At 62.2% G+C, this 26,215-nt stretch carries 28 protein-coding genes; 23 read left to right on the top strand and 5 right to left on the bottom strand.

Annotation, left to right across the window (positions count from 1 at the left end; translation table 11 throughout):
• The first annotated feature begins 32 nt into the window (after window positions 1–32).
• Window positions 33–1,376: a M16 family metallopeptidase gene (locus tag AB4Z15_RS09295; protein ID WP_442005774.1), complete on the top strand. Its 1,344-nt coding sequence runs from the start codon at window positions 33–35 to the stop codon at window positions 1,374–1,376.
• Window positions 1,377–1,477: 101 nt separating this feature from the next.
• A complete protein-coding gene (locus tag AB4Z15_RS09300; protein ID WP_442017042.1) occupies window positions 1,478–1,939 on the top strand; it encodes a DUF1579 family protein in 462 nt (153 codons plus the stop codon).
• Between the two features lie 49 nt (window positions 1,940–1,988).
• Here the strand turns inward: AB4Z15_RS09300 and AB4Z15_RS09305 are convergent, their stop codons facing one another.
• The gene (locus tag AB4Z15_RS09305) at window positions 1,989–2,282 is read right to left on the bottom strand and encodes a hypothetical protein (protein WP_442017043.1); all 294 of its coding nucleotides are present in this window, start codon (window positions 2,280–2,282) and stop codon (window positions 1,989–1,991) included.
• A 116-nt stretch (window positions 2,283–2,398) separates the two neighbouring features.
• On the opposite strand from AB4Z15_RS09305, the gene AB4Z15_RS09310 reads away from it, so the two are divergent.
• Window positions 2,399–3,514 (top strand): helix-turn-helix transcriptional regulator, encoded by a 1,116-nt coding sequence (locus tag AB4Z15_RS09310; RefSeq protein ID WP_442017044.1) that lies wholly within the window; start codon window positions 2,399–2,401, stop codon window positions 3,512–3,514.
• Here AB4Z15_RS09310 and AB4Z15_RS09315 read toward each other — a convergent pair.
• Together AB4Z15_RS09315 and moaA are read right to left on the bottom strand one after the other, a co-directional pair.
• Window positions 3,511–3,777: a MoaD/ThiS family protein gene (locus tag AB4Z15_RS09315; RefSeq protein WP_442017045.1), complete on the bottom strand. Its 267-nt coding sequence runs from the start codon at window positions 3,775–3,777 to the stop codon at window positions 3,511–3,513. The two genes, AB4Z15_RS09310 and AB4Z15_RS09315, sit on opposite strands and share 4 nt — an antisense overlap.
• 4 nt (window positions 3,778–3,781) lie before the next feature.
• The gene (gene moaA / locus AB4Z15_RS09320; RefSeq protein ID WP_442017046.1) at window positions 3,782–4,906 is read right to left on the bottom strand and encodes a GTP 3',8-cyclase MoaA; all 1,125 of its coding nucleotides are present in this window, start codon (window positions 4,904–4,906) and stop codon (window positions 3,782–3,784) included.
• A gap of 193 nt (window positions 4,907–5,099) precedes the next feature.
• Here moaA and AB4Z15_RS09325 point away from each other — a divergent pair, with 193 nt between their 5' ends.
• From AB4Z15_RS09325 to AB4Z15_RS09365, 9 genes are all read left to right on the top strand, one after another.
• On the top strand, window positions 5,100–5,831 hold the full coding sequence (locus tag AB4Z15_RS09325; RefSeq protein ID WP_442005839.1) for a response regulator transcription factor: 732 nt from the start codon (window positions 5,100–5,102) through the stop codon (window positions 5,829–5,831).
• Complete coding sequence (locus tag AB4Z15_RS09330; RefSeq protein WP_442005780.1) at window positions 5,818–7,032, top strand: sensor histidine kinase; 1,215 nt, start codon at window positions 5,818–5,820, stop codon at window positions 7,030–7,032. The genes AB4Z15_RS09325 and AB4Z15_RS09330 overlap by 14 nt, the downstream gene beginning before the upstream one ends.
• A complete protein-coding gene (locus AB4Z15_RS09335; RefSeq protein WP_442005781.1) occupies window positions 7,029–8,615 on the top strand; it encodes a molybdopterin-dependent oxidoreductase in 1,587 nt (528 codons plus the stop codon). The genes AB4Z15_RS09330 and AB4Z15_RS09335 overlap by 4 nt, the downstream gene beginning before the upstream one ends.
• Before the next feature lie 71 nt (window positions 8,616–8,686).
• The gene (locus AB4Z15_RS09340; protein ID WP_442017047.1) at window positions 8,687–9,919 is read left to right on the top strand and encodes a molybdopterin molybdotransferase MoeA; all 1,233 of its coding nucleotides are present in this window, start codon (window positions 8,687–8,689) and stop codon (window positions 9,917–9,919) included.
• Entirely contained in the window at window positions 9,907–10,485 is a 579-nt protein-coding gene (gene moaC / locus AB4Z15_RS09345) for a cyclic pyranopterin monophosphate synthase MoaC (protein WP_442017048.1), read from the top strand. The genes AB4Z15_RS09340 and moaC overlap by 13 nt, the downstream gene beginning before the upstream one ends.
• Complete coding sequence (locus AB4Z15_RS09350; protein WP_442005784.1) at window positions 10,482–10,985, top strand: MogA/MoaB family molybdenum cofactor biosynthesis protein; 504 nt, start codon at window positions 10,482–10,484, stop codon at window positions 10,983–10,985. Before moaC ends, AB4Z15_RS09350 begins: the two co-directional genes overlap by 4 nt.
• Window positions 10,975–11,430 carry a molybdenum cofactor biosynthesis protein MoaE gene (locus AB4Z15_RS09355; protein WP_442017049.1) on the top strand — a complete coding sequence of 152 codons (456 nt, stop codon included), beginning with the start codon at window positions 10,975–10,977 and terminating at the stop codon, window positions 11,428–11,430. Before AB4Z15_RS09350 ends, AB4Z15_RS09355 begins: the two co-directional genes overlap by 11 nt.
• A gap of 116 nt (window positions 11,431–11,546) precedes the next feature.
• Window positions 11,547–12,305 (top strand): 4-hydroxy-tetrahydrodipicolinate reductase, encoded by a 759-nt coding sequence (gene dapB, locus AB4Z15_RS09360; RefSeq protein ID WP_442005786.1) that lies wholly within the window; start codon window positions 11,547–11,549, stop codon window positions 12,303–12,305.
• 4 nt (window positions 12,306–12,309) lie between these two features.
• Window positions 12,310–12,798: a hypothetical protein gene (locus tag AB4Z15_RS09365; protein WP_442005787.1), complete on the top strand. Its 489-nt coding sequence runs from the start codon at window positions 12,310–12,312 to the stop codon at window positions 12,796–12,798.
• Here AB4Z15_RS09365 and AB4Z15_RS09370 read toward each other — a convergent pair.
• Entirely contained in the window at window positions 12,774–14,009 is a 1,236-nt protein-coding gene (locus AB4Z15_RS09370) for a heparan-alpha-glucosaminide N-acetyltransferase domain-containing protein (RefSeq protein ID WP_442017050.1), read from the bottom strand. The genes AB4Z15_RS09365 and AB4Z15_RS09370 overlap by 25 nt on opposite strands.
• A gap of 216 nt (window positions 14,010–14,225) precedes the next feature.
• Here AB4Z15_RS09370 and AB4Z15_RS09375 point away from each other — a divergent pair, with 216 nt between their 5' ends.
• The 7 genes from AB4Z15_RS09375 (at window position 14,226) to AB4Z15_RS09405 (ending at window position 21,874) form a co-directional block, all read left to right on the top strand.
• Window positions 14,226–14,537 (top strand): hypothetical protein, encoded by a 312-nt coding sequence (locus AB4Z15_RS09375; RefSeq protein ID WP_442017051.1) that lies wholly within the window; start codon window positions 14,226–14,228, stop codon window positions 14,535–14,537.
• Window positions 14,538–14,611: 74 nt separating this feature from the next.
• Complete coding sequence (gene dapA / locus AB4Z15_RS09380) at window positions 14,612–15,523, top strand: 4-hydroxy-tetrahydrodipicolinate synthase (RefSeq protein WP_223936573.1); 912 nt, start codon at window positions 14,612–14,614, stop codon at window positions 15,521–15,523.
• 27 nt (window positions 15,524–15,550) lie between these two features.
• Complete coding sequence (locus AB4Z15_RS09385) at window positions 15,551–17,242, top strand: ribonuclease J (RefSeq protein WP_442017052.1); 1,692 nt, start codon at window positions 15,551–15,553, stop codon at window positions 17,240–17,242.
• A gap of 73 nt (window positions 17,243–17,315) precedes the next feature.
• Entirely contained in the window at window positions 17,316–20,180 is a 2,865-nt protein-coding gene (locus AB4Z15_RS09390; RefSeq protein WP_442017053.1) for a DNA translocase FtsK, read from the top strand.
• A 9-nt stretch (window positions 20,181–20,189) separates the two neighbouring features.
• Window positions 20,190–20,792 carry a CDP-diacylglycerol--glycerol-3-phosphate 3-phosphatidyltransferase gene (gene pgsA, locus AB4Z15_RS09395; RefSeq protein WP_442017054.1) on the top strand — a complete coding sequence of 201 codons (603 nt, stop codon included), beginning with the start codon at window positions 20,190–20,192 and terminating at the stop codon, window positions 20,790–20,792.
• Window positions 20,789–21,301, top strand: a complete 513-nt coding sequence (locus AB4Z15_RS09400) for a CinA family protein (RefSeq protein WP_442017055.1) — start codon at window positions 20,789–20,791, stop codon at window positions 21,299–21,301. The genes pgsA and AB4Z15_RS09400 overlap by 4 nt, the downstream gene beginning before the upstream one ends.
• A 138-nt stretch (window positions 21,302–21,439) precedes the next feature.
• Window positions 21,440–21,874, top strand: coding sequence for a helix-turn-helix domain-containing protein (locus AB4Z15_RS09405; protein WP_216925260.1), 435 nt, complete (start codon window positions 21,440–21,442; stop codon window positions 21,872–21,874).
• Between the two features lie 70 nt (window positions 21,875–21,944).
• Here AB4Z15_RS09405 and AB4Z15_RS09410 read toward each other — a convergent pair whose 3' ends face one another.
• Window positions 21,945–22,502, bottom strand: coding sequence for a MarR family winged helix-turn-helix transcriptional regulator (locus AB4Z15_RS09410; RefSeq protein ID WP_442017056.1), 558 nt, complete (start codon window positions 22,500–22,502; stop codon window positions 21,945–21,947).
• 32 nt (window positions 22,503–22,534) lie between these two features.
• On the opposite strand from AB4Z15_RS09410, the gene AB4Z15_RS09415 reads away from it, so the two are divergent.
• The 4 genes from AB4Z15_RS09415 (at window position 22,535) to miaB (ending at window position 26,200) form a co-directional block, all read left to right on the top strand.
• Window positions 22,535–22,759 (top strand): DUF3046 domain-containing protein, encoded by a 225-nt coding sequence (locus AB4Z15_RS09415; RefSeq protein WP_442005795.1) that lies wholly within the window; start codon window positions 22,535–22,537, stop codon window positions 22,757–22,759.
• A gap of 270 nt (window positions 22,760–23,029) precedes the next feature.
• Entirely contained in the window at window positions 23,030–24,070 is a 1,041-nt protein-coding gene (gene recA / locus AB4Z15_RS09420; RefSeq protein WP_223936581.1) for a recombinase RecA, read from the top strand.
• Entirely contained in the window at window positions 24,060–24,602 is a 543-nt protein-coding gene (locus AB4Z15_RS09425) for a regulatory protein RecX (RefSeq protein ID WP_442005796.1), read from the top strand. Before recA ends, AB4Z15_RS09425 begins: the two co-directional genes overlap by 11 nt.
• The gene (miaB, locus tag AB4Z15_RS09430) at window positions 24,602–26,200 is read left to right on the top strand and encodes a tRNA (N6-isopentenyl adenosine(37)-C2)-methylthiotransferase MiaB (RefSeq protein ID WP_442017057.1); all 1,599 of its coding nucleotides are present in this window, start codon (window positions 24,602–24,604) and stop codon (window positions 26,198–26,200) included. Before AB4Z15_RS09425 ends, miaB begins: the two co-directional genes overlap by 1 nt.
• Window positions 26,201–26,215 lie beyond the last annotated feature (15 nt).

Genomic DNA, 26,215 nt, shown 5'->3' on the forward strand with positions numbered 1-26,215 from the left:
CCGGCCTTAACTCGAAAACCTGAAAGGTCTTAATGACTGTCGTACCCTTGCCGTTGGAGCAGACCCTTCCCGGCGGCGACCTGATCCATGGTGCAGAGGGCGGTTCCGTCGTACGGCGTTCGGTCCTTCCCGGAGGCGTTCGCGTGCTCACCGAGGCAATGCCCGGGCAGCGTTCGGCCACCATCGGATTCTGGGTGGCAGTCGGATCCCGCGATGAAGCCGATGGCCAGCATGGTTCCACGCACTTCCTGGAACACCTCCTGTTCAAGGGCACCAAGCGGCGCACCGCGCTGGAAATCGCTTCAGCCTTTGATGAGGTGGGTGGCGAGTCCAACGCTGCCACTGCCAAGGAAAGCACGTGCTACTTTGCCCGGGTGTTGGACTCGGATCTTCCCATGGCCATCGACGTCATCGCGGACATGATCACCGGGGCTGTCCTGGATCCGGCGGAGTTGGAACAGGAGCGGGATGTCATCCTTGAAGAAATCGCGATGGACAGCGATGACCCAACAGACGTAGCCCACGAAAAATTCGTTGCAGCCGTACTCGGCAGCCACCCGCTCGCGCGTCCTATTGGTGGTACACCGGACGCCATCAAGGCGGTAGCCAGGGACTCGGTCTGGGAGCACTATCAGCGCTACTACCGTCCGGAAGAACTGGTCATCACCGCGGCTGGCGGTTTGGACCATGACGTCGTCTGCGATCTCGTGCAGAAGGCGTTGGAAGCTGCAGGCTGGCAGTTGGATCCGGAAGCAGCTCCGGTAGATCGTCGGGCCACCAACCGCGCCGTGATCACGGGCACGTCCGGCCTTCACGTGGTCAAGCGTCCCGTGGAGCAGGCCAATATCATCATGGGTTGCCCCACTATCGTGGCAACGGATGATCGCCGATTCGTCATGAGTGTGCTCAATGCGGTGCTGGGCGGGGGAATGTCTTCCAGGCTTTTCCAGGAGATCCGCGAGAAGCGCGGTCTCGTCTACTCCACGTATTCCTTCACCGCCGCCTACGCCGATGCCGGCTATTTCGGCATGTATGCGGGCTGCACGCCGTCAAAAGTGCGCCAAGTGCTCGATCTTCTTGGCGTTGAGTTGGACAAGCTCGCCAAGGAGGGCATCACTGAGGAGGAACTCCGGAAGGCTGTGGGACAACTCAGCGGCGGCATCGTCCTCGCCCTCGAGGACACGGGCTCGCGCATGTCCCGGCTGGGCCGGGCAGAACTCGTTTCCGGGGAGTTCCAGGATATTGACGAGACATTGGCACGGATCAAGGCGGTCACTGTGGACGAAGTCCAGGAACTCGCCCAGGAACTTGCCGCAGCTCCCCGTACGATCACCGTCGTCGGGCCGTTTGAAGAAAGCGAAACCTTCGGTCTCTAGGAGACAGCGCGTTCAGCTTGTCTACCATCTCTGGACTCACGCACGGTAAACAGGGCAGCATGATCATACGATCATGCTGCCCTGCTCACATTGGAGTCGTGATGGATCTGCCCCCCAAAGGACACGCCGCAGGACTGCTGAAAGACTTCATCGGACATTGGCGGGGCATCACGGAAATAGCACAGTCTCCATGGGGTGCGGCGCGCACTGCGGAGGCCGAAGCCGTTTTCACAGAAGCCGCTGGGGGCTACGCCGTCGTGCAGAGCTACCGGCACCGTGAACCGGATGGAACGCACTTTGAAGGGCACGGGATGTTCACCGTGGATCCCGCCCATGGGGACACGCTCTGGTATTACGTGGACAGTATGGGCCGGCCGCCAACTGCCCCGGTGCGCGGCACATGGCATGACGGGACGCTGACGGTGGAACGGCGAACGCCGGAGGGGGTAGCCCGGCACACCTTTCGTGTTGAAGATGGCGTCCTGGTGCACACCGCGGAACTGCGGCTCGAGGGCACAGCCGAGTTCAGTCCCTTGCTCAAGAGCGTGTTCCGGAAAACCTGACGGCGGCACGAGGAATGTGCCGAGGACTCCGGCCAGGCAGGAACTGGCGTCAATAGGTTCCCGTGTACACCGTTTCGGCTATCCGCGTCTTTGGTGCGCCTTGGAGGGCCGGGGCGTTGGCTGGGGAGCTCCAGACAGATGCGTGCAGTCGCTCAACCATGTCCGTTGCCTGCTCTGCACGCTCGAAATCCATTTCAACCAGCACGTAGCGGGGATCCTCCATGGGCGTCCCCACCCGGAACTGCTTTACTCCTGAGGCGGCGCGGTCCAGGGGGTCACGGTCGAAGGCGGCTTTCCACTGGGTAAAGTCCTTGATTCCGTGTTCGATGTACAGGGTGTACATGGCATTCCCTCCTGTGTGGTTCACGTTGGTGCTGCCAGCTTAGGTGCCGATGACAGGCGCCGATATCCCAGATTCATGGGGGTCCGGAAGCGCCGGCAGCGGCGCATACTGGCTGCATGGCCAGCACATGGGCAACCCACCGGACACGGGAACGGATTGAGGACTTGTTTCTCGCCGCTGGGGATGACCACGCCCTTCGCGAGGCTGCCGTGGTGGAGCTCCGGCACGCGGTGGGCTTCAGCGCTTTCGTCTGGCCGCTTACTGATCCCGAGTCGGCAACCGGTGTTGCGCCCATGGCGGCGGTGCCGTGCCCCAACGAAGTGCCGCTGGTCATCAAAGCCAGATATGCCAGCCGAATAAACCGCTGGACAGTCCTGTCCGAAGCCGAACGGCCGGCTGCCTCACTCTTTGCGGCCACAAATGGAGATCCCGCCCGACACCCGCTCTGGGACACCATCCTCCGCAGCTACGGAGTGGGAGACATAGCGTCACTGGCATTGGCGGACCAGCACGGTATCTGGTCATGGCTTGATCTCTGGAGGGAGGACACAGATCCTGCGTTCAGCGAGGAGGAGCTCGACTTCCTTGTTTCGCTCGCGCCAGCAATGACCCGCGGACTGCGCCGCAGCCGCGCCCGGCAATTCGCCGCATCTCCTGTTGGGTCGAAAGGGTCCATTCCCGCCCAAGCGGTTCTTGTCATGGACGAAGACATGCAGGTCCTCGGGCAGACAAGCAGCGCCAGCAACTGGTTATCCCTTCTGCAACGGGCGCCCCGGCCCCACGCAGGAATCCCGGCAGAGGTATACAACGTGGTGGCGCAGCTGTTGGCCAAGGAAGCACATATAGACAATCGTGCGTCTGCAGCCAGAATCCATGTCGGTGGAGGGCAGTGGGCCTCCTTGCGGGCCGCCCGGATGGACAGTCCCACTCACTCGCCAAATGGTCCGGCCATCGCCGTCACCATCCAGGAGTGCCTGCCCGCAGCCCGGCTTGGCGTGTTCGTTCGGGCCTACGGATTGACGGCACGGGAAAGGCAGGCCTTGGCCCTGTTGGCGGCAGGCATGGAGAACGAGGTCCTCGCAGGCCGGATGCGGATCTCGCCCCTGACCGCACAGGATCATTTCAAGAGCATCTTCGCGAAAACCGGAACGCACAGCCGTGCCGGCGTCCTGGCATTGGCACTCGGAAGCGCCGCAGCCGGTGAATCCACGTTTATTGACTCCGCCGTTTAGCCGCCTGCGAACGGAGGAAGGACGTCGATAACGTCCTCGGCACCCAGGGGAGCAGAAGGGTCTCGAACCGCAATTTCGTTCCTGAGGAAGCTGCTACGGGCCACGATGCGCGCAAGCGTTGGTGTCCCATCCGGAGGCAGAGGACGTTCGACGGCGAGGGCAGCTTCCAGCAACGCCTCGAGGCTGGATCCTTCCGGGAGCGGGTGGATCTCCTCTTCTACACCTGCAGCGGCGCGTGCGGCAGCGAAGTAACGTACAAGCAAGGGTTCAGCCTCCGATTGCGCTCATACTACGGTCCGGCTGCACGAAGTCCGGTGCGCCGAGGCCGGTGTGGTCCATGCCGTGGGCTTTGGGTTTGACCCACATGGCGTCCTGCCAACGTTGGGCAAGCTCGTCGTCCGTTGCGCCCTGGCGAAGCAGTCCGAGGAGGTCGAACTCCTCACGGGAGAACAGGCAGCTCATGATCTTGCCTTCGGCAGTGATGCGGGTGCGCCGGCAGTCCGAACAGAACGGCTCAGTGACCGAGGCGATGATTCCGACTGTACCGAGGACAGCCCCTGTGGCTTCACCGGATGCCTGGTCCCGGCGTCGTACTTCAAAACGTTCGGCGGGGGCGCCGTCGCGTTCCCGCGGATCTCGGCTGAGGACAAAATCCTTGGACAGCAGTTCCCGGATTTCAGCCGCTGTGATCATGTTGCGCCGCGTCCAACCGTGGTCCGCGTCCAGCGGCATCTGCTCTATGAAGCGAAGTTCGTAGCCACGGCCCAGGGCCCAAGCGAGGAGGTCCGGAGATTCGGCATCGTTGATGCCCCTCATCAGCACGGCATTCAACTTGACCGGACCAAGACCGGCAGCCCAGGCGGCGTCCACGCCGGCGAGGACACGGTCCAGGAAAGGCCGGCGCGTGAGCTTGGTGAAGGTTTCTTCGTGAAGCGAATCAAGGGAGACGTTGATCCGGGTGAGACCCGCGGCCTTGAGGGCAGCGGCCTTCTTGTCCAGGCCCACGCCGTTGGTGGTCATCGAAATGGGAAGTTCGGGGTGCTCGTGCCGGATGCCTGCTATGACGTCCACCAGGTCCGCCCGGACCAACGGCTCACCGCCAGTGAGGCGCAGTTCCCGCACGCCCAGGGCGTTAACGCCTACACGCACAATCCGAATGATTTCGTCTTTGGTCATCACCGCCTGCTTGGAGAGCCATTCCAACCCTTCCGCAGGCATGCAGTACGTACAGCGGAGGTTGCACTTGTCCGTCAGGGACAGGCGCATATCGGTCGCCCGGCGGCCGTAGCGGTCCCACAAGCCCGTGGGCGTCCCAGCCGGACGCGGCGGCGGAACCGGGCCCCCTGCAGCGCTGCCCGAAGGAGGCACAGGCATGCCTAGCTGAACACTCATAAATTCAGGCTACGCCACCATGGCGTGAAGAGTGATACCGGCTACATTCCGTTTCACTCATCGGACGCTTCGTTCAGGTGCCCCGGGACATGTCCGTGCGGTAGGCAGTTCTTACGGAATACGGACATTCGCCCGGAAGTGGCACGTATCCGGTGCCGGGCAGCGCCGGCGTACCTATGCTGAAAGCGTGAGCATGCAATCGGCACCATCAGCGGCAGAGCCTGGCAATCGCCGCATCCTCCTCGTCGAAGACGAGCAGACCATTGCCGATGTTGTCCGCGACTATCTCCTGCAGGCCGGATTCCAAGTGGACATGGCCGGGGACGGGTTCACGGCACTTAGGCTCGCCGCGACGCGCCAGCCGGATCTGGTCATCCTGGACCGTATGTTGCCAGGACTGGACGGTGTGGAAGTGTGTCGCCGGCTCCGCCAAAGCATGAGCGTGCCGGTCATTATGGTGACGGCGCTGGGAACCGAAGATGACCGCATCCTGGGGTTGGAGATGGGCGCGGACGATTATGTCACCAAGCCGTTCTCGCCGCGGGAGCTGGTCCTTCGCGTTAAGTCTGTGCTTCGCCGCAGCGTCAAGGAATTCTCTCCCGAACCACCTGTCGAACTGGCAGGCTTTGAACTGGATCCCGCATCCCGGACCGTCACTCACCGTGGAACGCCGCTAACGTTGACAGTGCGTGAATTCGATCTCCTGGCCTTCATGCTGCGCAGGCCCAACCAGGTTTTCAGCCGGGAAGAACTCATCAAGGCAGTCTGGGGCTGGGACTTTGGCGATCTTTCCACCGTGACCGTCCATGTACGGCGCCTCCGCGAGAAGATCGAGGACAACCCCACCAAACCTGAGCTCCTCAAGACGGTTTGGGGCGTTGGCTACAGATTCGACGCCAAGGAGGATGGCCATGGAGGGTACTGAGCTTGCCACCATCCTTGCCTGGGTGCTCCTGTGGGCAGTGGTTATCGGTGCCATCACGCTGGTGCTGTTACGCGTCCTCCGGCGTGCCTCGGTGCTGGCCCAGATTTGCCTGGTTGTGGTGGCTACAGTGGCTGTCCTTGTGGCAGGCATGGTCAGTGCTTTCAACGCCATGTTCATTTCTGCCCGGGATCTTGAGGTCATGTGGTACATCCTGGCCATGGCTTCAGCAGTTGCAGTGGCGCTATCGCTCGTATTGGGAGCCGGGGTATCCCGGAATGCGGCGCGCCTTGTAGCCGTGGCCAGGAGACTCGGCCGGGGCGAAACCCTGGACCACAACAGTATGGATGGAAAGCGGGCCGAGCCTGCCATGACCTCAGAACTCGCTGAACTGGCCCAGGAACTGGAGGCCAGCAGCCGAAACCTGGCGGAATCGCGGGCAAGGGAAGCCGCCATCGAAACCGCGCGGCGCGAACTCGTCTCGTGGATTTCGCACGACCTCCGCACCCCACTTGCCAGCATGCGCGCCATGACCGAAGCCCTCGAGGACGGCATGGCCGCCGACGTCCCGGAGTATTACCGGAAGATCATCGGGCAGACCGAACAAATGACCGCCATGGTCAACGACCTCCTGGAGTTGTCCAAGATCCAGGCCGGAAGCCTTCGCTTGCGCGCCGAATCGCTGGACCTCTATGACCTTGTCAGCGATGCGTTGTCCGATCTGGCGCCGCTGGCCGCCCAACGCGGCATTACGCTCACCGGCGGCGGAGACCGCGAATGCATGGCCGTAGCCGACGGGCCGAGCATGGCCCGGGCTGTCCGGAACGTGCTGCTCAACGCGATTATTTACAGCAGGCCGGACACCGAGGTACACATCAGCGTTGGGCGTGACAACGGAAACGCTGTGGTCGCCGTGGAAGACCACTGCGGGGGCATCCCGGAGGAGGACCTTCCCCACCTGTTCGAAACCGGCTGGCAAAAGGACCCTTCTCGGGGGAGCCCGTCGGGAGCGCAGGGAAGCTACAGCGGAGCAGGAATCGGATTGAGCATGGTGGCTGGCATCGTGAAAGCGCACGGGGGAGCTGTGAACGTGGAAAACGTCGACGGCGGTTGTCGGTTTGCGCTGTCGCTTCCGGCCGGCTCCCTTCCGGAGGGCTCCCTTGCGGCAGGATCTGCCGTGGATCGCCAAGGAGGCGCAGCATGAGAAAGCCTGGATTCTGGGCAGCGGTTGCCGGGGTGGCTGCCGGGGCAGCAGGCATTGCTGCAGGCGAGTTGAGCGCCGGCTTCCTCAGCCCCCTCGTTTCGCCGGTGACAGCCCTGGGCGGTGCCGTCATCGATTCCGTACCTCCAGGGGTGAAGGACCTCGCCGTGCAGCTCTTCGGGACGGCGGACAAGGTCGTGCTGGTCGCTTCCATCCTGATCGTGGCCGTTGTTCTGGCTGCCCTGGCCGGGATTCTGGAGCGCCGTCGAACCGGACTCGGACTTGTTCTGGCGGCCTTGGCAGGTGCGGCGGGCCTAAGCGCAGTCCTGACCCGTGCCCAAACAACACCGCAAGCCGCCATCGCGCCCATCGTGGCCGCCGTCGTCACCATGCTGCTGCTCCGCATGCTGATTCGCCGGCTGGGCACCTGGGTGCCGCCGCGTGAAGCGTCATCCGGCGTGGTGCCATCTGCTGAAGGGTCAACAGCCACTGCCGCACCCTCGCCGGAGCCTGCCCCTCTGGCAAGGCGGAGCTTCCTGAACGCACTGGCGGTCACATCGATTGCGGCAGCTGTTGGCGGCGTTGTCACCAGTGTCCTCACGCGCGCGACAGCCGTGGCTTCCGGTTTCAGGGGCTCCTTGACGCTGCCAGCGCCAGCGACAACCCAGCAGGCGATCCCTAACGGGGCTTCACTGCCGCTGGAAGGGATCAGCCCCTTGGTGACACCGAACCCTGACTTTTACCGTATCGACACTGCATTGACCGTTCCGGCCATCGACCCTCCACAGTGGAAATTGAAAGTAACCGGAATGGTGGATCGAGAGATTGAACTCGACTTCGCGACGCTCCTCACCAAGCCCATGACGGAACGCCATATCACTATCGCGTGCGTGTCCAATGAAGTGGGCGGCGATCTCATCGGCAATGCCCTGTGGCTCGGCTGGCCTGTGCGGGAGCTCCTGGCCATGGCGGGTCCCAAACCAGGAGCGGACATGGTGCTGTCCACAAGCAACGATGGCTTTACAGCAAGTACGCCGCTGGAAGCGCTCACGGATGACCGCGATGCCCTCCTGGCCGTTGGCATGAATGGCGAGCCGCTGCCCCTGGAACATGGATTCCCAGTGCGGATGATCGTGCCCGGACTCTACGGCTTCGTCTCAGCAACCAAATGGCTCACCGAACTCAAGGTCACCCGATTCGCGGACGATACCGCTTACTGGACTCCCCGCGGCTGGAGTGATCACGGCCCCATCAAGACGCAGTCCCGGATCGACGTACCGCGCAGTGGCCGCACGGTCAAAGCAGGCAAAGTGCAGTTTGGTGGTGTCGCTTGGGCCCAGCACCGCGGTGTTGACCATGTGGAGCTCCGCGTCAACCGTGGTCCTTGGCGCCAGACGATGCTTGCACCGGGGATATCCACGGATACCTGGTACCAGTGGCAGCTGGGACTTGATCTCACGCCCGGCAACTATGAAGTCCAGGTGCGTGCCACTGACTCCACGGGCAAACCACAGACCGAAGACCGGACCCCGGTAGCTCCCGACGGCGCCACCGGGTACCACACCATCAACGTGAAGGTCACTTAAGGCCCTACTCTGGGTACGTCCGGATAATCTCCGGCCCCGAGCGTGACCACACAGCGTGACCACACAGGAGGATGTCCTTGCCCAGATCCGTTGCTGCCCATCGCGACGCCGTGGTGGAACTACTGAGCGGTCAAGCCGCGACCACGTCAACTGAACAGCTGCCGCTACTGGAAGCCCTGGGCAAGGCGCTCGCCGTCGACCTCCAGGCGCAACTTTCCCTGCCGCCATTTGCCAACTCCCAAATGGACGGCTTTGCCGTCAACTCTGCCGACATTCCCGACGGCGGCGCGAAGCTACGCGTGGCGGCACCGGTTCCAGCGGGGGCGGCTCCGGAGGCCTTGAAGCCAGGCTATGCCGTGCCCATCATGACCGGCGCCATGATTCCCGAGGGTGCCGACGCCGTGGTTCCCATTGAGCGGGCGCGTCCCAGCACGTTCCCGAATCCTGAGGCCAGGGACGTTGAGGTTGATTTGCCCGCCACTGCTCCGGGCACCTATGTTCGAAACGCCGGCAGCGACATCCAGGAAGGGGAGTTGGCCCTCCCCGCGGGGACCTGTTTAGGACCAGCGCAGCTCGGCTTGTTGGCCGCACTGGGGCTGACCGCCGTCGAAGTCCGCAAGCCATTGCGGGTCCTGCTGGTCACCACGGGCGATGAAGTCCTGGAACCGGGCCGGAACCTCACGCCCGGCAAGATCTACGACTCCAACGGAATCCTCTTGGAAGCATCCATGCGCCAAGCGGGTCTTGACGTGGTACGAAGCGGAATCTCCGATGACGATCCCGCACGATTGCTCGCAGTACTTCGCAACCACGTCGGAAGCGAAGACGGCAAGCACCCGGTGGACCTGATCGTGACCACCGGTGGCGTCAGCAAGGGGGCGTACGAGGTTGTCCGCCAGGCCATGGCCGCCCAGCACGTGGAGTTCCTGCCGGTGGCGATGCAGCCCGGGGGACCACAAGGAATCGGCCGCTTTGAAGGTGTTCCGTTCCTCGGGTTTCCCGGCAACCCTGTCAGCTGCCTTGTCTCCTACGAAATGTTCCTGCGCCCTGCCTTGTCGCTGATCCATGGTGTCCCGGCACCGCGGCCAGTACAGCGGGCACGCTTGGCAGAACCCCTGCGCTCACCCGAGGGCAAGCATCAAGTGCGCCGCGGAACAGTGCTGCCTGACGGCTCCGTTCGAATGGAAGGTGGCGCGGGAAGCCACCTGATGCACGCCTTGGCGCGATCGAACGCCCTGGTGCAGATCCCCAGCGACGTCATGGAACTCGCGGAGGGAAGCGAAGTGGAAGTATGGATGCTGTGAATGAAATTCCCACGAACACGTCCGGCAACAGCGGCGGCCTGACCCATCTCCGGCAAGACGGTACTGCCCAGATGGTGGATGTCTCAGAGAAAGCAGTTACCACCCGTGAGGCAACTGCCACGGCCACGGTGCGCAGCACTGCCGAAGTCCTGGCGCTTCTCGGCGCTGGCGAACTCCCCAAGGGCGACGCGCTCGCAGTGGCGCGCGTGGCAGGGATTATGGCCGCTAAGAAGACACCGGAACTGATCCCGCTGTGCCACCCCTTGCCGATTTCCAAAGTCACCATCGATTTTGAGTTGGGAGTTGACTCGATCGAAGTACTGGCTACCGTGAAGACCCGCGGTGTCACCGGCGTCGAAATGGAAGCGCTCACCGCTGCTTCCGTAGCAGCGCTGAGCGTCTACGACATGATCAAGGCCGTGGATAAGCATGCAGTCCTGACAGACATCCAGGTGCTGGCAAAAAGCGGTGGCAAAAGTGGGGATTGGAAACACGGTGACTGGGACCGGGGCAGCGCGGCCCCGGAATCCGCCCAGCAATCCGCCCCTGAAGGAGCCCAAGCATGAGTGCGTGCGAACCAAACGCCCACGGGCCGCGGAAGGCCGGCGTCGTTATCGCCTCCACCCGTGCGGCAGCGGGAATCTACGCCGACGAAACCGGCCCCGTCATCATGGACTGGCTCAAGGAGCATGGCTTTGATGCCTTCCCCACCATGGTGGTGCCGGATGGTGAGCCCGTTGGCGCGGCTTTGAGGGCGCTCCTGACGCAGCAGCCCGCTGTCGTCATCACCAGTGGTGGAACAGGCCTGAGCCCGGACGACCAGACGCCGGAAGTGACGTTGCCGCTGCTGGATCGCGAGATTCCGGGCATTATGGAAGGCATTCGGCGGGCGGGCACTGCAAAGACGCCCATGGCAATGCTGAGCCGTGGGCACGCAGGAGCAGCGGGAAAGACATTCATCATTAACTTGCCCGGCTCCCCGAAGGGCGTCATGGATGGATTGACTGTCCTGGATCCGGTGATCGGGCACCTTTGCGATCAATTGGAAGGAAGCCATGGGCACTGAAACAGACTTTGAAGTTGTTAGCGCGGTCCTGAGCGCCGAGCCTATCTCCGTTGACCAGGCAATTGCCGCGGTGGAGTCTGACACCGCCGGGGCAGTAGTCAGCTTCAGCGGCGTGGTGCGCAACCACGATTCCGGTAAGCCCGTGGACCGCCTGAGCTACAGCGCCCATCCCACAGCGCACCGGATCATGCCCGACGTCGTCGCGCAGCTGGTCGCGGAGCACTCCGGCGAAGCAGAGCAACCGGTCAGGATTTGGGCCGCGCACAGGATTGGGATGCTGGAGATCGGTGATCCCGCGCTGGTGTGTGCCGTTGCGGCCGCCCACCGGGGCCAGGCGTTTGCCGTTTGTGCGGAACTCGTGGACCGGGTCAAAGCGCAGGTGCCCATTTGGAAGGAACAGTTCTTCAGCGACGGCACCGTGGAATGGGTCGGGGCCGGGGAATAAGCGGGAACGGCCCGGGGAGTAGGCGGGAACGGCCCGGGGGAGCGGGAACGGTCCAGGAGAGTAAGCGCGGAGTCACGGTTCCTGCCGTACCCCGGCCCGGCGGTAGGGTTAAAGGCATGACCGAACAACTTGCCGTTGCAGTGCTGGGCGCCCACGGGCGCATGGGAATTGAAGCCGTGAAGGCTGTTGAAGCAGCCGATGATATGAAGCTGGTAGCAGCTCTCGGTCGCGGCGATTCCCTGCAGACACTGCTCGACACAGGTGCCAAGTACGTTGTGGACCTGACTGTTCCTGACACTACCGAGGCCAACGTGCGCTTCGCGGTTGAACATGGCATTCATGCAGTGGTTGGGACCACGGGTTGGGATGGGCAGCGTCTTGGATCGCTGCGCACCCTCTTGGAACAGAAGCCGGAAACAGGCGTTCTGATCGCCCCGAATTTTGCTTTGGGTTCTGTGCTGGCTTCGGCGTTTGCGGCGAAGGCTTCGCAGTACTTCGAGTCCGTGGAGATCATTGAACTGCATCACCCGAACAAGGTAGACGCTCCTTCAGGTACGGCCGTGCGTACGGCACAGCTGATTGCCCAGGCCAGGCAGGAAGCCGGTGTGCCAGCAAGTCCTGACGCTACGGAAACGTCCCTGGACGGCGCCCGGGGCTGCGACGTGGAGGGTGTACGCGTCCACAGCGTGCGGCTCCGCGGGCTGGTGGCGCACCAGGAGGTGCTCTTCGGCGGGCCTGGTGAACAGCTGACTTTGCGCCACGATTCCTTCGACCGTGCCTCGTTCATGCCTGGTGTCCTGCTCGGGCTTCGCAAAGTTGCGGACCACCCAGGCTTGACCGTGGGCCTGGATGGCTACCTGGACCTGGGGCTCTAGGACCATGGGAACTCTTTGGGAGTCTGTGAAGAAGAACCGCACCAAAATCTGGGTTGGTGCCATCACCTTGCTATTGGTGCTGTATCTGGTGGTTTCCCTCCAGCGGTCCATCCTGTTGCTTGGTGATCCCAATCTGGTGGCAAAGGGCATCGGCGCTGCTTACCTCGTTTTGCCCATGATTGGCGCTTGGGCGCTCATTCGTGAGCTGTTGTTTGGCGCGAGAACCGAACAGATGGCCAAGGTTTTGGAAGCCGAGGGCGGACTGCCTGTGGATACCCTGCCGCGCACGCCCGGTGGCCGCATTGTCCGTGCTGCCGCGGACGCCGAGTTCGAAAAGTACCGTGAGGAGGCCGAGGCAGCGCCGGGGGATTGGCGTTCCTGGTTCCGGTTGAGCTGTGCCTACGATGCCTCTGGAGATCGCAAACGTGCCCGCGCTTCAATGCGCGACGCCGTGAAACTGTTCCGTTCTCAGCCCACGGCAGCCGGGCGGTAACTGCCCAAACGCGAGGCCTGGTGTGCCAGCCACTCCAGAGGTCCCCGGCGTCGGAAGAGGGCAAAGCACACGCCGATGCTTACGGCGGCCAGCGCCTGTGTCCAATACATTCCCTCGTCGGTCCACCCCGCTGGAAGTGGCTTGTTGTGGAAACCGGAGACCACCCACACGTGGAGTGAATACAGCGTGAGGGTCATGGCACCCGGACCGCTGAGGAGTATGAGGAAGTTGACCTTGATGCGTTCGGCCAGCGTGCCGAGCATCAGGAAGAACCCGACGACGGCGGCAGCCACCCCGCCGGTATGAAGCAGGTCCAGGGCGGTGCCAGCATGTGGTGCCGCGCTTGCCAGCCACCACCAGGAATCTACCTGTTGCAATCCGGTCAGGTTCACCTGGAGCATGCTCTCCAGCGGGTATCCGCGTGTTCCGGGAAGTGCTTCCAGGGCGGCACGACCGCCCCATACCTCCATGGCCAGGGTTCCTGCGATTTTCGCCAAAGCGGCCACGGCGAATCCGCAGGTGAAGAGCAGCAACTGGACGTTCGCCGTCGTGAGCGCCAAACGTCCGATCGCCAGTCCGATCAGCAAATAAGCGATCCACTGGAACACGGGGTAGTAGCCAGTGAAGAACAGGTCCGCGACAAGGCGTCCCGGCGTCTCCAGGTCCTCGCTGTTTGGATTGTGGCCCAACTGCAGGGGAGGGGTGGCGTCGAGAAGCCACGGGCGGACGAGGTAGGCGATCAGGGGTGACACCAGGACCCAGCCGAGCGCCCACAAGAAGAGCGCTTTCAGTCGCAATCCCAGAAACGGCAGGACGCACAGGAACAGGACGGCATAGTGCACCAGGATGATCGCGATGTTGACGTCCAGACCCCCAAGAGTCAGCCCGACGACGGCAATCACCAAGGCGCGCATTGCAACACCGCTTCTCGCTGCCCAGAGGTCCATGCCTTGGCGCGGCTCTTGTTTCCCGGTAGTTAGTGCCAACCCGATTCCGGCGAGGACTGCGAACAGCGCAGCGGACCTGCCCGAGAAAACCAGTCCCACCCAGGTGGGTTCCCACTGGGGGGAGGGGCCGAAGGTCGGCATCAGATGCGTGGCCATCATTCCCAGCAGGGCCAGGCCGCGGGCGGCGTCAATGCCCGTGAGGCGGGTGGAGACTTTGCGTCCCCTGGGCACCTTCCGGGCTGGCGCCGTCTCTTGCGAAGTCATGCTGCGATCGTCTCACAAGCGACTATGGCCCCGCTGTGAAGCGGGCTGGAAGCATCTCCGGGGACAGACGTCTCATAGCGGAATTGCGCGCGGCTCCGACTCAAGGGCCTTGTCTTCGAATATATGTTCGAATAATATGGCTGCATGAACGATGCTCCAAGTCCTCTGCCTCCAAATCCTCGGCCTCAAAATCCTCGGCAAGGCCTCCACGGACCCATGAAGGCGATGAGTCCGGGTGTGGTCGACTTCCTCTTCAGGCAACTCGTGGCAGGCGAGCCGCCAGAGGACGTCCAGTGGCGCAGCGAGGGCACGGTCCTGATCGAGCAGCCGCCGGGTGCTGAGCTTGCACGTCGCCTGGCTGAAACAGACCTTGAAGCCCTCACACCAAGGGAACTCTTCGACTACGTCCGCGCTTCCCAACGCCTGGTTGCGTGGGCGGAACAGCTGAAGGAAAAAGCGGTGGCGCAGTATTGCTCGGAGGGGACGGCGCGTCCGGAAGGGACGCTGAAGACGCCCAAGCCGGCATAGTCAGCAGTGCCGATGACGACCATCACGCGGAACCCATTCCCGGAACATGGCCGTGACAAGGTAACGTTTTTCTTATGTCTGACTCCCGCGCCCACATTCCCGCACTTGGTACCCTGTTGACCGCCATGGTCACCCCGTTCACCGAGGATGGCAAGGTCGACTACGACCAAGCTGCAGCATTGGCGGAGAAGCTGGTCCAGGACGGTTGCGACGGACTCGTGGTCACCGGTACCACTGGAGAGACCTCAACCCTTACTGACGAAGAAAACCTCGGCATGTTCCGTGCAGTCAAGGAAGCCGTGGGGGGCAAAGCTGCCATCATTGCCGGAACCGGCACCAACGACACCGCGCACTCGGTGCACCTGTCCCAGCGTGCGGCACAGATTGGCATCGACGGCCTTCTGATCGTCACTCCTTACTACAACAAGCCCAGCCAGGCCGGCGTTCGGGCCCACTTTGAGACGATTGCGTCCTCTACGGACCTGCCGGTCATGCTCTACGACATCCCCGGACGCTCTTCCATTGCCATCGCTCCCGAGACCATGATTGGGCTTGCGAAGCACCCGAACATCGTGGCCGTGAAGGACGCGAAGGCGGACTTCGCCGCAGCCACCCGCGTCATGGCCGAGACTGATTTGGTCTTTTACTCCGGCGACGACGGCCTCACACTGCAGTGGATGGCGCTCGGCGCGGTAGGCCTCGTGGGCGTAACCACGCACGTGGCCACCCGACGTTTCCGCGAACTCATTGACGCTGTCAATGCCAATGACCTCGCCAAGGCGCGGGCCATCAACTTTGAACTGGAACCCGTGGTGCGTGCAACCATGACGCGGGTCCAAGGCGCTGTAGCCGCCAAGCAGATTCTCAAGTGGCAGGGAGTCCTGCCCAACTCGGTTGTCCGTTTGCCCCTCGTGGAGCCGGACGAGGCCGAGATCCAAACCATCCGCGGGGATTTGGCGGAAGCCGGAATGGACTTCAACGTCTAGGACGGTTCCGCCGGAAAGAAGCACAATATGACCCAAACAGCCCTTCCTGGACTGGTTACTCCGCCGAAACTGCCGCAAGGCACACTGCGGATTGTTCCGCTGGGTGGACTGGGGGAGATAGGCCGCAACATGGCGGTCTTCGAAATCGACGGCAAGTTGCTGATCGTTGACTGCGGCGTACTTTTTCCCGAGGAAACGCAGCCCGGCGTTGATTTGATCCTTCCCGACTTCTCTTACATCGAGGACCGGCTGCAGGATGTTGTCGGTGTGGTGCTCACGCACGGCCACGAAGACCACATCGGTGCTGTTCCCTATCTGCTGCGCCTCAAAGCCGACATCCCCCTGATCGGCTCCCAGTTGACGCTAGCCTTGGTGGAGGCGAAGCTCCAGGAACATCGGATCAAGCCCTACACGCTGACCGTTACCGAGGGCCAAGTGGAGCAGTTCGGCCCGTTCGAATGCGAATTCATCGCAGTGAACCACTCGATCCCGGACGCCTTGGCAGTCTTCATCCGCACCGAGGGCGGCACTGTCCTGCATACGGGCGACTTCAAGATGGACCAACTGCCCTTGGACGGCCGCATTACCGACCTCCGTCACTTCGCCCGCCTGGGCGAAGAAGGAGTGGACCTCTTCATGGCAGACTCCACGAACGCCGACGTTCCCGGGTTCACTACCGCCGAGAAGGAAATCGGCCCCACGCTTGATCGATTGTTCGGGCAGGCGAAGAAGCGCATCATCGTGGCTTCTTTCTCTTCCCACGTTCATCGCGTCCAGCAGGTTCTCGACGCCGCAGCCAAGCACGGCCGCAACGTTGCCTTCGTGGGCCGTTCCATGGTTCGGAACATGGCCATCGCGGCCAAACTGGGCTACCTTGACGTGCCCAACGGGATCCTGGTGGACATCAAGAACATTGACAACCTCCCCGATAACCGGGTGGTCCTCATGTCCACCGGCTCCCAGGGCGAGCCCATGGCGGCACTATCTCGCATGGCCAACGGCGACCACCGAGTGGTTGTCGGCCAGGGCGACACCGTAATCCTGGCCTCCAGCCTCATCCCAGGCAACGAGAACGCAGTCTTCCGCATCATCAACGGCTTGCTGAAGCTCGGTGCCGATGTGATTCACAAGGGAACGGCCAAGGTTCACGTGTCCGGACACGCAGCTGCCGGCGAATTGCTGTACTGCTACAACATCCTTGAGCCCCTCAATGCGATGCCTGTCCACGGTGAAACGCGTCACTTGATTGCCAATGGAAATATCGCCGAAGAATCCGGGGTGCCCTCCGACGGCATCATCCTTAGCGATAATGGCACGGTTATTGACCTGAAGGACCACAAGGCCAACATCGTTGGCCAGGTAGAGGTCGGCTTTGTTTATGTGGACGGTTCCAGCGTGGGTGAAATCACCGATGCGGATCTGAAGGACCGGCGTATCCTCGGCGACGAAGGCTTCATCTCCATCATCACGGTTATTAACCGGACCACCGGCAAGATCGTCTCCGGACCGGAAATCCATGCGCGCGGAGTGGCGGAGGATGACGCCGTCTTCGACGAAATCATTCCCAAGATCAACGCCGCGTTGGAAGAAGCTGTGCTCAACCACGCAGACCACACCAACCACCAGCTGCAGCAGGTAGTGCGCAGGATCATCGGAACATGGGTGAACCGGAAGCTTCGTCGCCGTCCCATGATCATTCCGGTGGTCCTGGAGGCGTAGTCCACCGGCAACATGCATCCCAGGGGGTCTGAAATCCGCGGATTTCGGGCCCCCTTGGGGTAGCGTGGCAAGCATGGCGACCCGTACTTCCTCCACGCCACGAGGCAGCTCCAGTAGTAAATCCGGCGGCACAGGCCGGGGCGCAGCTGCATCCAAAAGCACCGCAGCCACGCCCAGGAACGGTCGGGGCAGCAGCTCCCGCACAAAGCAGCCGGCCGCCGTCGAGCCCCATGCGCCGCTGCCCGTGCGCATGCTGGCGGGCGTCTGGCAGGGCATTGGGCACGTAGTTGGCGCAGGAGTCCGCCGGATCGGATACGACGTCAGCGATCTCGATCCCGCCGATCGCCGCGACGGTGCAGCCCTGTTCAACCTCGTGCTGGGAATCGGCATTGCCACCTTCGCTTGGTGGGGCCTGACCGGATGGCTGCCTGACGCCGTCTACAGCGTGGTCAATGGCACTTTCGGCTGGATGTCGCTTGTTTTGCCTTTCATGCTTTTCATCTGTGCTTTCCGCCTCTTCCGCAAACCGCAGGATGGCCGCGGCAACAACCGCGTTGGCATCGGCTTCATGATCATGACTTTTGCCGGTTCCGGCTTGGCCCACATCATCGGCGGCCAGCCCACCGTGGCCGATGGCTTCGATGGGCTGCGCAGGGCGGGCGGAATGCTGGGCTTCCTTGCAGCGTCGCCACTTGCTGCAATTCATGCCGCCGTCCCGGTGATCCTCTACAGCCTGTTGGCCTTCGTGTCAGTGCTGATCGTTACGGCCACGCCGTTCGGGGCGATCCCCTCCAGGATCCGCTCCGCCTACGAGCACCTCATGGGCGTGGACCTCATGGATGCCGAGTCCGGCAAGGATGCCCATGATCGCAGCTACCTCTATGAAAACGGGGCGGTTGCAAAGCCCAAGAAGAAGAAGCGGATGCGCTTCTTCGGCAAGGATGAGGATACCGACGCCGGTTTGGAAGGCTACGTCGGTGACGAAGCTTTTGAGCATGCAATAGTCGACGACGACGAAACTCCCCAAACGTCTGCCCCGCGCGTTCCGCCGGGCGTACGCCGCCCCACCCAGGCCGAGATAGCGGTGGGTAAGATCAAGGCTGCCCAGGGCTTGGGCGCTGCTCCCGGCATCGACAACCCCACAGAGGCCATTCCTGTCCTCACTCCGGAGATGACAGCACCCACAACGGCGCAGGTTCCGGCCAGGCCGGCAACGCCGCCTCCGCCGCCCACGCCGATTCCGCAGCGCACAGAGCAACTGTCCCTGGCCGGGGATGTCACGTACACCCTGCCTGCCTCGGACTTCCTGACACCCGGCTCCATTCCGAAGGAGCGCACCGAAGCGAATGACGCCGTCGTGGCCGCCCTGACGGACACGCTGACGCAGTTCAACGTCGATGCCGCCGTAACCGGCTTCAGTCGCGGCCCCACAGTGACACGCTATGAAATCGAACTGTCTCCCGGCACCAAGGTGGAGCGCGTAACGGCGCTGTCCAAGAACATCTCCTACGCGGTGGCATCCAGCGATGTACGTATTCTGAGCCCGATTCCCGGCAAGTCCGCAATCGGCATCGAGATTCCCAACACGGACCGCGAAACGGTCTCCCTGGGCGATGTGCTGCGGAGCCAGAACGCACGCCGGACCGATCACCCCATGGTCATGGGTGTCGGCAAGGACGTCGAAGGTGGGTATGTCGTCGCCAACCTTGCCAAGATGCCCCACCTCCTGGTGGCCGGCGCTACGGGTGCTGGTAAATCAAGCTTCGTGAACTCCATGATCACCTCGATCCTGATGCGCGCAACGCCTGACGAAGTCCGCATGGTCATGGTGGACCCAAAGCGTGTGGAACTGACTGCGTATGAGGGCGTTCCACACCTGATCACGCCCATCATCACCAATCCCAAGAAGGCCGCCGAAGCCCTGCAGTGGGTGGTTCGCGAGATGGACGCCAGGTATGACGATCTCGCCAACTACGGTTACAAGCACATCGACGACTTCAACAAGGCGGTCAGGGCAGGCAAGGTGACCCCGCCGGTTGACTCCAAGCGTGTCATGAAGCCCTACCCGTATCTGTTGGTCATCGTGGACGAGCTCGCGGACCTCATGATGGTGGCGCCACGCGACGTCGAAGATTCGATCGTCCGGATCACCCAGCTGGCGCGTGCCGCGGGCATTCACTTGGTGTTGGCTACGCAGCGACCTTCGGTGGATGTCGTCACGGGCCTCATCAAAGCCAACGTGCCCTCCCGCATGGCGTTCGCTACCTCGTCCGTCACAGACTCCCGCGTGGTGCTGGACCAGCCGGGCGCCGAAAAACTCATTGGCCAGGGTGACGCGCTCTTCCTGCCGATGGGTGCTTCCAAGGCCATGCGTGTGCAGGGTGCCTGGGTGACGGAATCCGAAATCCACAAGGTTGTGGAACACGTCAAAGGCCAGTTGCAGGCCGTGTACCGCGACGACGTCGCTGCTGAGGCCCCCAAGAAACAGATCGACGACGACATCGGAGACGACCTCGAGGTGCTGCTGCAGGCCACCGAATTGGTGGTCACCACCCAGTTCGGTTCCACCTCGATGTTGCAGCGCAAGCTTCGTGTCGGCTTCGCCAAGGCCGGGCGCCTCATGGACCTCCTTGAGTCCCGTGGTGTCGTGGGTCCCTCCGAAGGCTCCAAGGCCCGGGATGTCCTGGTCAAGCCGGATGACCTCGCTGCCGTGCTTGCGGCCATGAAGGGACAGGAATCCCCGGCTGCGCCTGACGCCCACACCGCCGCCCTGAGCGATAACGCGAACTCCAACATCGCCGTCGGCGGTTATGCCGAGGACCTCGTGGCAGCAGATCTGGACAACCGGACCCAAGCTGTTGAGTATTTCGACGGCGCCGACGGTCCCGATGACGAGGACGAAGGCGGCGAGGACGCCTGGTCGCTCACCGGACGGTAGCCTAGAGGGGTGACTACAGCCGAGGGTGACAACGCCTCTTCCACCAGCTCCGACGTCTGGAACCTTCCCAATATCCTCACGATGCTCCGCATCGTCCTGGTTCCGTTTTTCGTCTGGTTCCTGGTGGCGGATGACAACCACCAAGGTATTTGGCGGTGGGCTGCTGTCGTGGCCTTCGCCGTAGCGATCTACACGGACAAGCTCGACGGCGATATCGCCCGTGCCCGTGGCCTCATCACCAACTTCGGCAAGATTGCGGACCCCATTGCCGACAAACTGCTGATCGGCTCAGCGCTGGTGCTCTTGTCCATCCTCGGGGAACTGCCCTGGTGGGTGACTATCCTCATCCTGGTCCGCGAGTGGGGCATCACGGCACTGAGGTTCTTTGTGATCCGATACGGCGTTATGCCGGCTTCCCGCGGCGGAAAGCTCAAGACCGTCATCCAGACAGTGGCCATCTTCCTGTACATCCTGCCGCTTGAGGCCATCGCGCCGTGGCTGGTCATTGTGGCCTTCTGGGTCATGATGGCCGCCCTTGCCATCACGCTATGGACCGGAGCGGAGTACGTCGTCCAGGCGCTCCGCCTTCGGGCTGCGGGCCGCCGCGCATGAGCAACCCCGTGGACGCCGCCAAAGCCTCGGAACTAGCGACGGCGGCAGTTGCCTTGGCATTGGGAAAGAGCCTTACCGTTGCCACCGCCGAGTCGCTGACAGCAGGAATGGTGGCGGCCAGCCTGGCCAACACACCCGGTGCGTCCGGAATGTTGCAGGGCGGCGTGATTGCTTATCAGAACTCCGTGAAGGTCTCAATCCTCGGTGTTTCGACGGAGCTGATTTCTGCCGTTGGTTCAGTGGATGGCGGAGTAGCGGCGGCCATGGCCGAAGGTGCCAGGCGCGCCTGTACGGCCGACGTCGGAATATCCACTACTGGTGTGGCCGGTCCGGAGGCCCACGACGGCAAAGCCGTGGGAACAGTCTTCGTTGGGGTCGCCACCAGTACTGGCACTGGTTCGTTTGAATTCAGCTTTTCGGGGGACAGGCAAAGTATCAGGGAAAAGGCCTGCGAAGCTGCGCTGGCGCATCTGATTGATGCACTGGAAGGGGTTGGTTACCGTTCGTAAAGTAGCCGGGAACAAAAACTCATTGCCAATAGTTGTGTCATTGTGTCGCTTCGGAACAGCCGGGGCGCCTAGGATGTAAAAAACCATACCGGTCCGCCAGCCAGCGAACCGGATGAACGAGGGAGCAAGGCGATACAGATGGTAAAGCAGCCCGTATCCGTAAACGGCGTTGTCCGCTGGAAGGATGTGGGCTTGGCTAAGCAGGCACAGAGCGAACAGAAGGAGCGCAAGATGGTTGTACTACGCCACGAAATCGGTGATGTATTGCGCGATGTCCGCCAGCGTCAGGGCCGAACCCTCCGCGAGGTCTCGCACAGCGCCCGCGTCTCACTCGGATACCTGAGTGAGGTTGAACGCGGCCAAAAGGAGGCTTCTTCCGAGCTCCTGTCCTCTATCTGCACCGCCCTGGACGTTCCGTTGTCCAGCATGCTCCGCGAAGTCAGCGACCGCGTGGCCGTTGCGGAGGGCGTAGCTGTTCCGGACACCGTTCCGCAGGAATTCTCCCAGCGCTACGGTCGCGATCTTGACCTTACCGACGACTTCCCGCAGGGGATGCTCTCCGGAGCCCGGTAACGGTCAGACCAGGAATTATCACGAAAGGTCCCCAGCCTCTGGCTGGGGACCTTTCGCATTGGTGCTGCTGTCAGTCCTGCGTGGGATTGGCAGTCTCCCCGGACTCGGTGTCCTTCAGGGTGGTGTCCTTGATGATGCTTTCGCCATAGACGGCGTTGAGCCGGCCCATGTAGTCGGCCAAGGTTTGGACGTCTTCCAGCGGCCACTCACCGAGTCGCTCACGGAACACCTGGCGGCGCGCGTCCTGGACTTGATGCATCTTCTCCTCGCCTTTTTCCGTCAGGCGGATGGACTGAGCCCGTCCGTCCTGCGGATCTGCCTCCTTGTAGACCAGGCCAATACTTTCCAGAAATGCGATCTGGCGGCTCACTGAAGGCTTGCCCACTCCGATGCACGAGGCAAGGTCCGTCAGGCGGATGGGGCCTTCGCGGCGAATGATCGTCAGCAGGCCGTACGCGGCAGGCTCCATGTCGGGGTGGACCTGGCGGGATAACTGATGCGAGATGGAACGGGCACGGCGCCAGAGCAGGCTCAGCTGGTGTTCCACCTGCTGAAGGGCGTCGTCTGTGGTGTCACCTGGCACGGCCTCGGGGGGCGTGCTCTGGAGAGGATTGCTCATGGCAACCATTCTAGAGTCCGGCGTCGTGAGAGACTCTATCCGTGAGGGCAAGTGACTTCTGGCGTTTAATGGACGATGAATTTGGGGCAGGCTATTCCCGCGTCCTGGCCAATTCCCTGGTGCTGGCCGGCGTGGGAGGGCGGACCGCCGTGGAGGCCCTGGCTGCCGGCTACCAGCCCCGGGACGTCTGGCTGGCAATGTGCGAAGTCCAGGATGTCCCGCCGGAGCGGAGGCTCGGCAGGGATATCAAGCCTGCGGCCAACTAAAGTCCAGCCACGTTTGCCGAGGGACTTCCAGGCTCCATGGTGGTGACACGCCCGCATGCATTGTTCGAATATCTGTTCGGATGGGGATATGCTCCTGTGAGAGGAAAATTGTTCCTGAAGGACGCATTCCACAGGCAATCGGAGGGCGTGGTTATCCACATAGCCCACGTCGGCTTCAAAAAATGTCAGGGAGCCGTAATAGCGTCTGACATGACAGGAAAGCGGCCATTCAGGCCACTCCACAGCGAGAAAGCATCAGAGGTGTGAACCATGGCGGCAACCCCGGATCGTGAGAAGGCGCTCGAAGCAGCGCTTGCCCAGATCGACAAGCAGTTCGGCAAAGGCTCCATCATGCGCTTGGGTGATGACACCCGCGCACCGATCGAAGTTATTCCAACCGGATCCATTGCACTGGACGTCGCCCTTGGCATTGGTGGGTTGCCCCGAGGCCGCGTCGTGGAGATCTACGGCCCGGAATCCTCTGGTAAGACCACAGTGGCCCTGCACGCTGTAGCCAATGCGCAACGTAACGGTGGCATAGCGGCCTTCATCGACGCCGAGCACGCCCTGGATCCTGACTACGCAGCCAAGCTGGGCGTGGACACGGATGCCTTGCTCGTGTCGCAGCCGGACACAGGTGAGCAGGCCCTGGAAATCATGGACATGCTGGTGGGCTCCGGTTCCCTGGACGTCATCGTCATTGACTCCGTGGCTGCTTTGGTTCCGCGTGCTGAAATCGAGGGCGAGATGGGCGATTCCCACGTCGGCCTCCAGGCTCGGCTCATGAGCCAGGCCCTGCGAAAGATTACCGGCCGCTTGAGCCAGACCAAGACCACCGCAATCTTCATCAACCAGTTGCGTGAGAAGATCGGCGTCTTCTTTGGATCGCCCGAAACCACCACCGGTGGTAAGGCCCTGAAATTCTACGCCTCAGTCCGCATCGATGTCCGCCGCATTCAGACGCTGAAGGAAGGTGCCGACTCCGTCGGTAACCGCACCAAGGCCAAGATCGTCAAGAACAAGATGGCCCCGCCCTTCAAGATTGCTGAATTCGACATTATTTACGGCCAGGGCATCTCCCGCGAGGGAGGAATCATTGACATGGGCGTCGAGCACGGCATCATCAAGAAGTCCGGCTCGTGGTTCACGTACGACGGCGATCAGCTGGGCCAGGGTATGGAGAATTCACGGCGCTTCCTGCGTGATAACCCGGAGCTGGCCCAGGAACTTGAGCGCCTCATCAAGGAAAAGCTTGGCGTGGGTGTCAAGCCGGAGGCAGATTCCCCGAAGCTGAAGGCCGTTGACGGCTAGGAGCGGGCCGGACCCGGAGTCCTCCGTATCCGGCGATCCTGAGCCTGATCCCGAATCCGTGGCCCGCGCCATCGTCCTGCGGCAATTGACGATGGCGCCACGGAGTCGGCTGCAGCTGTCCCGCAAGCTGGCAGAACGTAATGTTCCCCAAGAGGTTGCAGAGGCCGTGCTGGACCGTTTCGAGGAAGTCCAGCTCATTGATGATGCTGAGTTTGCCAGAATGTGGGTGCGCAGCCGTTCCCAAAGCAGGAAGCTGGCCAAGGGTGCCATTCGTCGTGAGCTGACGGAGAAGGGCATCGATCTCGATGATGCCGAGGAAGCACTCTCACAGCTCAGCGATGAAGATGAGGAAATCGCCGCCCGCGAGCTTGTGGAGCGCAAACTGAGGCCCGGCATGGATCTCTCGGATCGCGCAGAACGTGACAAGTACACCCGCAGGTTGGCGTCCATGCTGGCACGGAAGGGCTATGCCCCTTCAATGGCCTTCCGGATCGTCGGTGAGGTACTTGCCCAAGCCGGTACCCTTGAGTAGTGAGTTTGACCATTCCTTCCCCCTCAGCAGAATCCACGCCTTCGGCCCTAGCATTGGCAACCAGTGCTGATGCCCAAGTGACGGATGCCTCTGCCCCGTTTGAGCCTGCCCCGTTTGAACCGAGGACGTATCAGGTCCGGACTTTCGGCTGCCAGATGAACGTCCACGATTCCGAACGTATGGCCGGCCTCCTTGAGGACGCCGGCTACGTGCCCGCGGACGGTGAGGTTGCGGACATTGTGGTGTTCAACACGTGCGCCGTTCGGGAAAATGCCGACAACAAGCTCTATGGAAACCTTGGCCAGCTTCGGCAGGTCAAAGCAGCCCACCCTGGCATGCAGATCGCTGTTGGTGGCTGCCTCGCCCAGAAGGACCGGGAAACCATCGTCAAGAAGGCTCCTTGGGTTGACGCTGTCTTTGGCACCCACAACGTAGGCGCACTTCCGGCACTACTGAAGCGGGCGCGGCACAACAACGAGGCCCAACTCGAAATCCTGGAATCGCTGGACGTCTTTCCCTCCACCCTTCCCACCAAGCGCGACTCCGTCTATTCCGGCTGGGTTTCGATTTCAGTAGGTTGCAACAACACGTGCACGTTCTGCATCGTGCCCTCCCTTCGTGGCAAGGAGAAGGACCGCCGTCCGGGAGAAATCCTGGCGGAAATTCAGGCCTTGGTGGACGACGGCGCCGTGGAAGTAACGTTGCTGGGCCAGAACGTGAATTCCTACGGCGTTGAGTTCGGTGACCGCCAGGCCTTCTCCAAGCTCCTTCGGGCCTGTGGGGAAATTGAAGGCCTTGAGCGCGTGCGCTTCACCAGTCCGCACCCAGCCGCATTTACTGACGACGTCATTGATGCCATGGCCGAGACACCCAATGTGATGCCGCAGCTGCACATGCCCCTTCAATCGGGCTCGGACAAGGTCCTCAAAGACATGCGGCGCTCGTACCGGTCCAGCAAGTTCCTGGGCATCCTGGACAAGGTTCGTGAGCGGATCCCCAACGCGGCCATCACTACGGACATCATTGTTGGCTTCCCGGGTGAAACCGAGGAGGATTTCCAAGCGACGCTTGACGTCGTGGAGAAATCGCGGTTCGCCACAGCCTTCACCTTCCAGTACTCCAAACGGCCTGGTACGCCGGCCGCCGAGCTCCCGGAGCAACTTCCCAAAGCAGTGGTCCAGGAGCGCTTTGAACGTCTGACCGCCCTGCAGGACCGTATCGCGGCGGAGGAGAACGCCAAGCAAGTGGGTTGCCGTGTGGAAGTGCTGGTGACAGCGCAGTCCGGCCGCAAAGCAGAGGAAACGCATCGGTTGTCTGGCCGATCCAAGGATCAGCGACTCGTTCATTTCTCAGTACCTGACGGTGCGCAAACCCCTCGCCCCGGGGACTTTGTCACCGTGACCATTACCGAAGCCGCGGCATTCCACCTGGTTGCCGATCCTGCAAGCCTGGACGATTACATGTTGCGCCGGTCGAGGGCGGGTGACGCCTGGGATCGCTCGCAGGCAGATTCCTGCGGTGTTCCCAGTGCTGGTGCGGCCTCGGGCAAGAAGGGTGTGTCCTTAGGCATGCCGTCGCTGCCTGTTCGCGGCGCCTGACGTCGATTATTCGAG

Source organism: Paenarthrobacter sp. 2TAF44, from assembly GCF_052114885.1.
In the GTDB taxonomy this organism is placed as follows: domain Bacteria; phylum Actinomycetota; class Actinomycetes; order Actinomycetales; family Micrococcaceae; genus Arthrobacter.

What these genes read in the sequence shown, in the direction of transcription:
- AB4Z15_RS09365 (WP_442005787.1), top strand. Translation starts at nt 12,310, where the DNA reads ATGGGAACTCTTTGGGAGTCTGTGAAGAAGAACCGCACCAAAATCTGG.
- AB4Z15_RS09300 (WP_442017042.1), top strand. Translation starts at nt 1,478, where the DNA reads ATGGATCTGCCCCCCAAAGGACACGCCGCAGGACTGCTGAAAGACTTC.
- AB4Z15_RS09405 (WP_216925260.1), top strand. Translation starts at nt 21,440, where the DNA reads ATGGTAAAGCAGCCCGTATCCGTAAACGGCGTTGTCCGCTGGAAGGAT.
- recA (WP_223936581.1), top strand. Translation starts at nt 23,030, where the DNA reads ATGGCGGCAACCCCGGATCGTGAGAAGGCGCTCGAAGCAGCGCTTGCC.
- AB4Z15_RS09390 (WP_442017053.1), top strand. Translation starts at nt 17,316, where the DNA reads ATGGCGACCCGTACTTCCTCCACGCCACGAGGCAGCTCCAGTAGTAAA.
- AB4Z15_RS09350 (WP_442005784.1), top strand. Translation starts at nt 10,482, where the DNA reads ATGAGTGCGTGCGAACCAAACGCCCACGGGCCGCGGAAGGCCGGCGTC.
- AB4Z15_RS09295 (WP_442005774.1), top strand. Translation starts at nt 33, where the DNA reads ATGACTGTCGTACCCTTGCCGTTGGAGCAGACCCTTCCCGGCGGCGAC.
- AB4Z15_RS09370 (WP_442017050.1), bottom strand. Translation starts at nt 14,009, where the DNA reads ATGACTTCGCAAGAGACGGCGCCAGCCCGGAAGGTGCCCAGGGGACGC.
- AB4Z15_RS09330 (WP_442005780.1), top strand. Translation starts at nt 5,818, where the DNA reads ATGGAGGGTACTGAGCTTGCCACCATCCTTGCCTGGGTGCTCCTGTGG.
- dapB (WP_442005786.1), top strand. Translation starts at nt 11,547, where the DNA reads ATGACCGAACAACTTGCCGTTGCAGTGCTGGGCGCCCACGGGCGCATG.
- moaC (WP_442017048.1), top strand. Translation starts at nt 9,907, where the DNA reads ATGGATGCTGTGAATGAAATTCCCACGAACACGTCCGGCAACAGCGGC.
- moaA (WP_442017046.1), bottom strand. Translation starts at nt 4,906, where the DNA reads ATGAGTGTTCAGCTAGGCATGCCTGTGCCTCCTTCGGGCAGCGCTGCA.
- AB4Z15_RS09410 (WP_442017056.1), bottom strand. Translation starts at nt 22,502, where the DNA reads ATGGTTGCCATGAGCAATCCTCTCCAGAGCACGCCCCCCGAGGCCGTG.
- AB4Z15_RS09375 (WP_442017051.1), top strand. Translation starts at nt 14,226, where the DNA reads ATGAAGGCGATGAGTCCGGGTGTGGTCGACTTCCTCTTCAGGCAACTC.
- AB4Z15_RS09340 (WP_442017047.1), top strand. Translation starts at nt 8,687, where the DNA reads ATGTCCTTGCCCAGATCCGTTGCTGCCCATCGCGACGCCGTGGTGGAA.
- AB4Z15_RS09335 (WP_442005781.1), top strand. Translation starts at nt 7,029, where the DNA reads ATGAGAAAGCCTGGATTCTGGGCAGCGGTTGCCGGGGTGGCTGCCGGG.
- AB4Z15_RS09325 (WP_442005839.1), top strand. Translation starts at nt 5,100, where the DNA reads ATGCAATCGGCACCATCAGCGGCAGAGCCTGGCAATCGCCGCATCCTC.
- AB4Z15_RS09355 (WP_442017049.1), top strand. Translation starts at nt 10,975, where the DNA reads ATGGGCACTGAAACAGACTTTGAAGTTGTTAGCGCGGTCCTGAGCGCC.
- AB4Z15_RS09305 (WP_442017043.1), bottom strand. Translation starts at nt 2,282, where the DNA reads ATGTACACCCTGTACATCGAACACGGAATCAAGGACTTTACCCAGTGG.
- AB4Z15_RS09385 (WP_442017052.1), top strand. Translation starts at nt 15,551, where the DNA reads ATGACCCAAACAGCCCTTCCTGGACTGGTTACTCCGCCGAAACTGCCG.
- AB4Z15_RS09400 (WP_442017055.1), top strand. Translation starts at nt 20,789, where the DNA reads ATGAGCAACCCCGTGGACGCCGCCAAAGCCTCGGAACTAGCGACGGCG.
- AB4Z15_RS09310 (WP_442017044.1), top strand. Translation starts at nt 2,399, where the DNA reads ATGGCCAGCACATGGGCAACCCACCGGACACGGGAACGGATTGAGGAC.
- dapA (WP_223936573.1), top strand. Translation starts at nt 14,612, where the DNA reads ATGTCTGACTCCCGCGCCCACATTCCCGCACTTGGTACCCTGTTGACC.